The following is a 9,448-nucleotide window of genomic DNA, read 5'->3' on the forward strand; positions in this document are numbered from 1 at the left end:
CAGTAAGCTGACGTCCAGTGCGGTCGCGAGGATCGCGCTCTTGAACATCCCGCCGGTCGCAGGGTGCGATCGGCTCGAGCCGAGGTGATTGATGCAACACGTTGCAATCGATGGCAAGCAGGAACTTCTTGCCCAACTCCAGGAGCAATTGGTGAAACGGCTTCCCGACGACAAGGTCGAGTCGGTCATGGCGTTCGCCGCGGTTCTCTATTCCCGGGCATCCATCGAAGACTTGGCCGAGCGCCGAATCGATGACATCTACGGTGCCACCCTGTCCATCTGGCACTACATCCAGACACACGAGCCGGCGGCACCGAAGGTATCCGTTTACAACCCTGACTTCGAAGGACATGGCTGGCAGTCGACCCATACCCAAGTGTTAATACTGCACAAGGACATGCCGTTCCTGGTCGATTCCGTGCGCATCGAGCTCAACCGGCGCGGCATCACCGTGCACTCCATTCACAATGCCGTGCTGGCGACCCGACGTGATGCCGAAAACCGGCTGGAAGCGCTGGCCCGCCCCAGCGACAAGGACGCTCCTGAAGGCCGCGAGTCCTTGATCTGGATCGAGATCGATCGTCACTCCGACCCGGCGTTACTGGAGGATCTCGAAAACAGCCTGCACGACGTGCTGCGCGATGTGCGTACCGCGGTGGCCGATTTCAAGCCCATGCGCGAGCGGGTAAATGAGGCGCTCAAGGAACTCAAGGCCAAGCGGCCCAAGCAAGTCGACAGCGGGGACCACAAGGAGGCCATCGCCTTCCTCGAATGGCTGCTCGCTGACAATTTCACCTTCCTGGGGTACGACGAGTACGAGGTGGTCGACGTCGACGGTCGTGACGAGTTGCGCAAGAAACCCGGCAGCGAGTTGGGCGTGTTCAGGCTCGAGCAGCCGCGTTATCGAGAACGTATCCGTAATGACCAGGGGGTCGACGGCGATCGCTATGTGCTGGTGCCCCAACTGCTGTCGTTCGCCAAGAGCGCCTACCATGCCCGGGTGCATCGTCCCTCCTATCCGGACTATATCTCGATCGACCGTTACGATGACAACGGGCGGGTGATCGGTGAGCGGCGTTTTCTGGGGTTATATGCCGCGACCGTCTACAACGACTCGCCGCGGCATATTCCGCTGCTGAGACGCAAGATCCAGGCGGTCATGGAAACGGCCGGGGTCAGCCCCGACGGCCATGACGCCAACCAGTTGCGCCAGATTCTCAATGTCTACCCGCGCGACGACCTCTTCCAGACACCCATCGATGAACTGACCCGGACCGCGATCGGCATTCTCAATATCCGTGAACGGCGCCGGGTACGGTTGTTCATCCGCGAGGATCGCTTCGGCAAGTTCTATTCGTGCCTGGTGTTCGTGCCGCGCGACGTATTCACCACCGATCTGCGCGTACGCATCCAGACTCTGCTGTGCGAGGAACTCGATGCGACCTTCGGCGACTTCAATACCTATCTGTCCGAGTCGATATTGGCGCGTATCCAGTTGGTCCTGCGCTTCAATGGCGAGACGCCGGTCGAGTACGATCTCAAGCATCTCGAGCATAAGGTCGCCAACCTGGCGCGCAACTGGCGCGATGACTTGCAGGCCGCCATGGTCGAAGGCTTCGGCGAGGAGCAGGCCAACCGCTTGATGGATCTCTATCGCGATGCCTTCCCCATCGGCTATCGGGAGGATTTCACGGCGCGCACCGCCGTCTACGATATCCACCATATCGGGGAACTCGACGAAGGCATACCGCTGTCGCTGTCGCTGTACCGCCTGGTGGAGGAAGAGGCCGACGGCGTCAACCTCAAGCTGTTCCACAAGGAGCAGCCGATTCCGTTGTCCGACGTGTTGCCGGTGATGGAGAACCTCGGCCTGCGGGTCATCGGTGAACGGCCCTACCAGATCGAGCGTAGCGACGGCAGCTACTGGGTTCATGATTTCGATCTCGAGCACCACACCAGCGAGGTCGTCAATCTGCAGGAGATGCGCGAGCCTTTTGTCGACGCCTTCAAGCGCATCTGGACCGGAGAAGCGGAAAACGATGCCTTCAACCGGTTGATCATCGGCGCCAATCTGAGCTGGCGCGAAGTGGCCATGCTGCGGGCCTATGCCCGCTACCTGAAGCAGATCCGCTTCGGGCTTTCGCAGCTCTATATCGCCACGACGCTGGCCAATCATCCCGAGATCACCCGGGAGCTGGTGACCCTGTTCGAGCTGCGCTTCGATCCGGAACAGGGCAACCGTGACGCCGAAGTCGAGGATTGCCTGGCACGCCTGCATCATCAGCTCGATGACGTGGCAAGTCTCAACGACGATCTGTTGATCCGTCGCTATATCGAGCTGATGCGAGCCACCCTGAGGACCAACTACTATCAGCCCGGTGACGGCGGCGAGCTCAAGGGCTATCTCGCCTTCAAGCTCGACCCGGCGCTCGTGACGGACATTCCCAAGCCACGGCCGATGTACGAGATCTTCGTCTATTCGCCACGAGTGGAAGGGGTGCACCTGCGCGGTGGCAAGGTCGCCCGCGGTGGCCTGCGCTGGTCGGATCGTCGCGAGGACTTTCGTACCGAGGTCCTTGGCCTGGTCAAGGCGCAGCAGGTCAAGAATGCGGTGATCGTGCCGGTCGGCGCCAAGGGCGGCTTCGTCTGCAAGCGCCTGCCGGAGGACGGCGATCGCGACGCCATCCAGCAGGAAGGCATCGCCTGCTACAAGACCTTCATTCGCGCCCTGCTGGATGTCACCGACAACCTCGATGGCAACGAGGTGGTGCCGCCGAAGGCGGTGGTACGCCATGACGACGACGACCCCTACCTGGTGGTCGCTGCCGACAAGGGCACGGCGACCTTCTCCGACATCGCCAACGAAATCTCGCTGGAATATGGCCACTGGCTGGGCGATGCCTTCGCCTCAGGCGGTGCCAACGGCTATGACCACAAGAAGATGGGCATTACCGCCAAGGGGGCCTGGGAGTCGGTCAAGCGCCATTTCCGCGACATAGGCGTCAATACCCAGGCCGACGAGTTCAGTGTGCTGGGGATCGGCGACATGGCCGGCGATGTGTTCGGCAACGGCATGCTGCTGTCCGACAAGATCCGTCTGGTGGGGGCCTTCAACCACCTGCACATCTTCGTCGACCCAACCCCGGATGTGGCCAAGTCCTTCGCCGAACGTCAGCGCCTGTTCGAGTTGCCGCGCTCTCACTGGGAAGACTACGACAGCAAGCTGATTTCGGCCGGGGGCGGCATCTTCAAGCGCAGCGCCAAGTCGATTGTCATCTCCCAGCAGATGAAGGAAGTGTTCGGCATCGAGGAGGACAGGCTCGCGCCCAACGATCTGATTCGCGCCATGCTCAAGTCGCGGGTCGACCTGATCTGGAACGGCGGTATCGGTACCTACGTCAAGGCCGAGGACGAAACCGATACCGAAGTCGGCGACAAGGCCAACGATGCCCTGCGCATCAACGGCTGTGAGCTCAACTGCCGGGTGATCGGCGAGGGCGGCAACCTGGGCCTGACCCAGCGCGGGCGTATAGAAGCCGCCCGCCGTGGCATACGTGTCAATACCGACTTCATCGACAACGCCGGTGGGGTCAATTGCTCCGACCACGAGGTCAACATCAAGATCCTGCTCGACGATATCGTCAAGCGTGGTGACATGACCGACAAGCAGCGCAACGAATTGTTGGCCAGGATGACCGATGACGTGGCCAAGCTGGTGTTGCTCGGTAACTATCGCCAGACCCAGGCGCTGTCACTGTCGGAGATTCTGTCCAAGGATGGGCTCGGGCCGTACCGCCGCTTCATCAACGAGCTGGAAGCCAGCGGTCAGCTCGACCGCGAGTTGGAGTTCCTGCCTGACGACGAGACGCTGTTCGAGCGCTCCAATGCCGGTGAGGGCCTGACGCTGCCCGAGCTGTCGGTGCTGATCTCCTATGCCAAGAGCGTGCTCAAGGGCGACCTGATCGTCTCCGACGTCCCCGACGACGCATACGTCCAGCAGCATCTCGAGCGAATCTTTCCCAAGGTGCTGGTCGAACGCTTCAAGAGCGAGATGTACGATCACAAGCTCAAGCGCGAAATCGTGGCCACGCAGATTGCCAACGACCTGGTCGATCATATGGGCATCGTCTTCGCGCGCCGCTTGATCGACACCACCGGGGCCAGCCGGGCGGATATCGCCAGGGCCTACATCATTGCCCGTGACAGCTTCAATCTGGGCAGCCTGTGGCAACAGATCGAAGCGCTCGACAACCAGATCGACAGCCAGGTGCAGTACCGCATGATGCTCGACCTGATGCGCCTGCTGCGTCGTGCGACGCGCTGGTTCCTGCGCCAGCGTTCCGGCATGACCGTGAAGGACTGCATCGGCCACTTCGCGCCGCGGCTGGCGCAGCTCCAGGAAAGCCTCGGCAAGCGGCTGCGCGGCGGTGAGCGTGAAGCCTGGGAAACCCGGCGCGACGAGCTGATCGCCGCCGGTGTGCCTGAAGCGCTGGCGAGTGCCGTGGCATCCACCAATAGCCTGTATGCGGGGCTTGGCATCATCGAAGCGGCCAAGCAGTCGGGTGAGAAGATCCAACGGGTTGCCGAAGCCTACTATGAGGTTGGCCATCGCCTCGAGTTGCCGAGGGTGCTCGAACAGATCCGTGACCTCGAGGTCCGTGATAGCTGGCAGGCCCAGGCACGTGAAGCCTTTCGTGACGATCTCGATCGTCAGCAACTGGCGCTGACCGTGGGCGTATTGAAGATGGAAGATGCGCCACGCGATATGGAAAGTCGTGTCGGACGCTGGATCGAGCACCACGCCGCGCGCTACCAGCGCTGGTGCAACCTGCTAGCCGAGGTGCACTCCGGCACCCAGCCCAGCTATCCGCTGTTCGCGGTGGCGATTCGCGAACTGGTCGACCTGGCCGAGAGCGGCAGCGAAGGCTGAGCCCGGATCACCAAGGTGCCAACGAACCCCGCTCCGGCGGGGTTCGTCGTTCATGCCCGCCTGCGGTATAATCGCTGTGCTTTCGTCTGCCGCTTGTCATCCTCTGAAGGACTCCCATGTACGCCCTTGCTCGTTCGCTCCTGTTTCGTCTCGACCCGGAAACCGCTCATGGAGTGACCCTCACGGCACTGGACATGGCGAACCGGTTGGGCGTGGCCACCCATCTCGGCGGCGGCAAACGTGTCGACGATCCGGTCGAACTGATGGGGTTGCACTTCCCCAATCGTGTGGGGCTGGCGGCGGGGCTCGACAAGAACGCCGATCATCTCGATGCGCTGGGCGCACTGGGCTTCGGCTTCGTCGAAGTGGGGACGGTCACGCCCCGGTCGCAGGACGGCAACCCTCGGCCGCGGCTGTTCCGCCTGCCCGAGCGAAGGGCAATCATCAACCGCATGGGTTTCAACAATGCCGGCGTCGATCATCTGGTCGCGCGAGTGAAAGAGAGCCGCTACGATGGCGTGATAGGCATCAATATCGGCAAGAACCTGACCACGCCGGTGGAGCAAGCGGTAGACGACTACCTGATCGGTCTGCGCAAGGTGCATGCGCATGCCCACTACATCACCGTGAATATCTCCTCGCCCAATACGCCGGGGCTGCGTAACCTGCAGTTCGGCGAACACCTGGACAGACTGCTTGGCACGCTACGAGAGGAGGCCTCGCGGTTGGACCGGAGCAGCGGGCGGGGGGTGCCGTTGACGGTGAAGATCGCTCCCGACATGAGTAACGAAGAAGTAGCGCTGGTTGCCCGGTCGTTGCAAGCCAATGCCATCGATGGCGTGATTGCCACCAACACGACCGTTTCTCGCGAGGCTGTCGCCGGCCTGCCCCATGCCGATGAGCAGGGTGGGCTGTCCGGAGCGCCGGTCTTCGAGTCGTCCAACCGGGTGATTCGCGAGCTGCGCCGCCACTTGCCGAACATGCCGATCATCGGCGTGGGAGGCATTGGCAGCGGCGAAGACGCTGTCGCCAAGGTGCAGGCGGGAGCCGACCTGGTGCAGCTCTATTCGGGGTTCATCTATCGCGGGCCGGAGCTGGTAGGAGAGTGTGCCCGGGCGCTACAGGCGGCGGCACAGGCGGGCCCTCAAGTCGTGTAAGAAAACGGCGGAGGCACTGAAAAGGCCCGTGGTGAGACACGGGCCTTGGAATGGGCTTCACCAAAGGAATCGGTGAAAGGTGAGCCGGGTCACATCACCATGGGGTTCTTGTGAATGCCGGAGACACCTGTCATGCCGGCCCATTGATCCCCACGACCTTCACGCCAACCGCTCATCCAGTATTCCCGCATATTGACATCCTGACTGGGACAGTCATCACGGGAACGACCGGTAATACCGGCCTTGTAACCGTGGACATAAGCACGCTGGAAGCGATCACGTTTCTGTCGTTTCATCGGATGACCTCTTTTAAACCAGTTATGAATAACCAGCAGTTTTAAGGGTACAGGTGAACACTGCGAACGATCGGCAAGATCCGACCATTCACACACCTGAGGCGTCCGCGGACTAGAAACGCATGCGTTTTCAGTAGCTACTCTATCTACATCTAGCGCATGATATGGGTCGCTGTCGACAAGCGATTTGGCATAAGGCCATTATCAAATCGAAATTACAGGAATATGGCAGGCGTTCGCGCCGAGCAACAATTTTATGAGCGACGTGCAACCATCTGATTCAATGAATTTTTTTGCCACCTGTCCCAAGGGCATCGAAGCGTTGCTGGCTGCCGAACTGGAAGTGCTCGGTGGCACGGTCACCAAAACGACCGTGGCCGGCGTCCACTTCGAGGCATCTCTCGAGGTCGGTTATCGGGCCTGCCTATGGTCGCGTCTGGCCAATCGCCTCGTCCTGTGTCTGTTCCGTGAGGATGGTATCGATCATCCCGAACAGGTGAAGACCGTCACCCAAACGATCGACTGGCGTGACCACTTGCCCCCCGATGCCACCCTGGCGGTGGACTTCCACGGGCAGTCCGAGCAGATTCGCCATACCCGCTTCGGCGCCCAGACGGTCAAGGACGGCGTGGTCGACAGCTTGCGCACGGCAGGGCGTGAACGCCCCAGCGTCGATATCGGCAACCCCGACCTGCGGCTGTATGCCCATTTGCATCGTGGTCGCTTGACCCTGGGAATCGACCTCTCCGGCGAGAGCCTGCACAAGCGGGGCTATCGCCGCGAGCTGGGGCATGCCCCGCTCAAGGAAAACCTGGCGGCGGCGCTACTGGTGCGAGCCGGCTGGCCGGCTCGGGCCAAGGCCGGCGAGGCCCTGATCGATCCGTTGTGCGGGGCCGGTACGCTGCCGATCGAAGCGGCGCTGATGGCGGCCGATATCGCCCCCAACCTGCCGCGCGAGCGTTTCGGGTTCCACGGCTGGGCTGGGCACGATCCGGTGCTGTGGCGCGACCTCAAGCGCGAAGCCGAGGCGCGCGCCAGCATCGGCCGCAAGCGCTGCAAGGCGCGACTGTATGGCTTCGATCAGAGCCCTCAGGCGATCGCCGCCGCCAAGGCCAATGCCATGCGCGCCGGCATCCCGGCGTTGGTCGAGTTCAAGGGCGCTTCGGTGGGGCAACTGCAACGTCCCGAGGCACTTGCCAGCGACGTGAACGGGCTATTGATCACCAATCCCCCCTATGGCGAGCGTTTGGGCGAATTGCCCGCCCTGGTGCCGCTGTATGCCGATCTCGGTGCCCGCGTGCAGCAGCAATTCCCCGGCTGGCGCCTGGCGCTGTTCACCGGCAACCCGGACCTCGGCCATCGCACCGGTCTGCGGGCCGCCAAGCAGTACGCCTTCAAGAACGGCCCCCTCGACTGCAAGCTGCTGTTGATCGATATCCCCGAGACGGCCGGCGAGCAGGATGCGGAAACCGCTCAAGAAGCTCCTCCGTCCCGACCGGCACGCTCGGAAGGGGCGCAGATGTTCGCCAACCGCCTGGAGAAGAATCGCAAGCGGTTGAAGAAATGGCTCGAGCGCTCCGGCGAGAGCTGTTATCGGCTGTACGATGCCGACATGCCGGAGTATGCCCTGGCCATCGATGTCTATGGCGAACGCGTGCATGTGCAGGAATACGCGCCACCCAAGTCCGTCGATGCCGCTCAGGCGCAGCGCCGCCTGCTCGATGCCCTGGGCGTGATCCCCGAGGTGCTCGGCGTGCGCGCCGAGCATGTCCACTTCAAGCAGCGTGAGCGCCAGGCAGGCAAGGCGCAGTACCAGAAGCAGGCTGCCAGCGGCGAGCGTTTCCAGGTCCGCGAAGGGCGGGCCAGGTTATGGGTCAACCTGCGTGATTATCTGGACACCGGGCTGTTCCTCGATCACCGCCCGGTGCGGCGGCTGCTGGCCGAGCTGGCGCCGGGCACGCGCTTTCTCAACCTGTTCTGCTATACCGGCACCGCGACGGTACAGGCAGCGTTGGGGACCGAGGAGAAGGGCGGTGCCAGCGATAGCGTCAGCGTCGATCTCTCCAACACCTACCTGGACTGGGCGCGCGACAACATTGCCCTGAATCGACTCGATCCCAGCCGCCACCGGGTGGTGCGCGACGACTGCCTGCGCTGGCTGGAGACAGCGGGCAGCGAGTTCGACCTGATCTTTCTCGACCCGCCGACCTTCTCCAACTCCAAGCGCATGGAGGCGACGCTGGATATCCAGCGCGATCACGGCCGTCTGGTCGAACTGACCATGGCGCGGCTCGCGCGCGGAGGAACCCTGGTGTTCTCCAACAATCAGCGGCGTTTCACGCTCGACCCGGTCCTCGCCGAGCGCTATCGAGTGGAAGACATCTCGGCCAGGACCTTCGACCCGGATTTCCAGCGCCGTCCCGACCTGCACCATTGCTTCCTGATTCGCCACCGGGAGGCGAAATGATCCGGCTGACGCTGTATACCACTTTGGGTTGTCATCTGTGCGACGAGCTCGAGCACCATCTCGCCAGCTTGAGTGTGGCTGAGGTCATGCTCGAACGGATCGAAATCGCTGACGATGATGCCCTGATGGCGCGCTACGGCGAGCGGATTCCGGTGCTTGTCGATGCCGATGGCGTGGAGCTGGAGCGAGGTTTCGAGCCTGAGTGTCTAGCGGCATGGCTGGCTGAGCGCGGCTGGCTGCATGAAGGAGCGGTGGAGACTGCTGAAGCGCAGGCCAGTCAGCCTAAAAGGGCGTATCTGCGGCATGGGCGGCGGTTTCTGGGGCAGCGAGATCCTACAAGATGATGGCTCCATCACCCTATAGGAGCGCCCGTGGGCGCGATGGATGGGCCACCTAAGCCGGCCTGACGGCCGGATCGCCGCCACGGCGGCTTCTACAGGAAAATGGGGCGCCGCCAATGTGTAGGAGCGCCCGTGGGCGCGATGGATGGGCCGCCTAAGCCGGCCTGACGGCCGGATCGCCGCCACGGCGGCTCCTAGTGCGCCCGCGAAGGCGTGCATTCCGTGTGGTGAAAGTCCACACCGGGGTAAGCCATGAC

At 62.4% G+C, this 9,448-nt stretch carries 5 protein-coding genes; 4 read left to right on the top strand and 1 reads right to left on the bottom strand.

Annotation, left to right across the window (positions count from 1 at the left end; translation table 11 throughout):
• Positions 1 to 91: 91 nt before the first annotated feature.
• Both ACFOEV_RS02340 and ACFOEV_RS02345 read left to right on the top strand, forming a co-directional pair.
• Positions 92 to 4,930: an NAD-glutamate dehydrogenase gene (locus ACFOEV_RS02340; RefSeq protein ID WP_386771203.1), complete on the top strand. Its 4,839-nt coding sequence runs from the start codon at positions 92 to 94 to the stop codon at positions 4,928 to 4,930.
• Positions 4,931 to 5,046: 116 nt separating this feature from the next.
• Positions 5,047 to 6,087, top strand: coding sequence for a quinone-dependent dihydroorotate dehydrogenase (locus tag ACFOEV_RS02345; RefSeq protein WP_386771205.1), 1,041 nt, complete (start codon positions 5,047 to 5,049; stop codon positions 6,085 to 6,087).
• An 89-nt stretch (positions 6,088 to 6,176) separates the two neighbouring features.
• Here the strand turns inward: ACFOEV_RS02345 and rmf are convergent, their stop codons facing one another.
• Positions 6,177 to 6,383 (bottom strand): ribosome modulation factor, encoded by a 207-nt coding sequence (gene rmf / locus ACFOEV_RS02350; protein WP_386771207.1) that lies wholly within the window; start codon positions 6,381 to 6,383, stop codon positions 6,177 to 6,179.
• Positions 6,384 to 6,639: 256 nt separating this feature from the next.
• Between rmf and rlmKL the strand changes: the two genes are divergently transcribed.
• Together rlmKL and ACFOEV_RS02360 are read left to right on the top strand one after the other, a co-directional pair.
• Positions 6,640 to 8,850 carry a bifunctional 23S rRNA (guanine(2069)-N(7))-methyltransferase RlmK/23S rRNA (guanine(2445)-N(2))-methyltransferase RlmL gene (gene rlmKL, locus ACFOEV_RS02355; RefSeq protein ID WP_386771210.1) on the top strand — a complete coding sequence of 737 codons (2,211 nt, stop codon included), beginning with the start codon at positions 6,640 to 6,642 and terminating at the stop codon, positions 8,848 to 8,850.
• The gene (locus ACFOEV_RS02360; protein WP_386771212.1) at positions 8,847 to 9,194 is read left to right on the top strand and encodes a glutaredoxin family protein; all 348 of its coding nucleotides are present in this window, start codon (positions 8,847 to 8,849) and stop codon (positions 9,192 to 9,194) included. The genes rlmKL and ACFOEV_RS02360 overlap by 4 nt, the downstream gene beginning before the upstream one ends.
• Positions 9,195 to 9,448: the final 254 nt, after the last annotated feature.

The organism is Litchfieldella rifensis, from assembly GCF_042646605.1.
Taxonomy (GTDB): Bacteria; Pseudomonadota; Gammaproteobacteria; order Pseudomonadales; family Halomonadaceae; genus Litchfieldella; species Litchfieldella rifensis.

What these genes read in the sequence shown, in the direction of transcription:
- ACFOEV_RS02340 (WP_386771203.1), top strand. Translation starts at nt 92, where the DNA reads ATGCAACACGTTGCAATCGATGGCAAGCAGGAACTTCTTGCCCAACTC.
- ACFOEV_RS02345 (WP_386771205.1), top strand. Translation starts at nt 5,047, where the DNA reads ATGTACGCCCTTGCTCGTTCGCTCCTGTTTCGTCTCGACCCGGAAACC.
- rmf (WP_386771207.1), bottom strand. Translation starts at nt 6,383, where the DNA reads ATGAAACGACAGAAACGTGATCGCTTCCAGCGTGCTTATGTCCACGGT.
- rlmKL (WP_386771210.1), top strand. Translation starts at nt 6,640, where the DNA reads ATGAGCGACGTGCAACCATCTGATTCAATGAATTTTTTTGCCACCTGT.
- ACFOEV_RS02360 (WP_386771212.1), top strand. Translation starts at nt 8,847, where the DNA reads ATGATCCGGCTGACGCTGTATACCACTTTGGGTTGTCATCTGTGCGAC.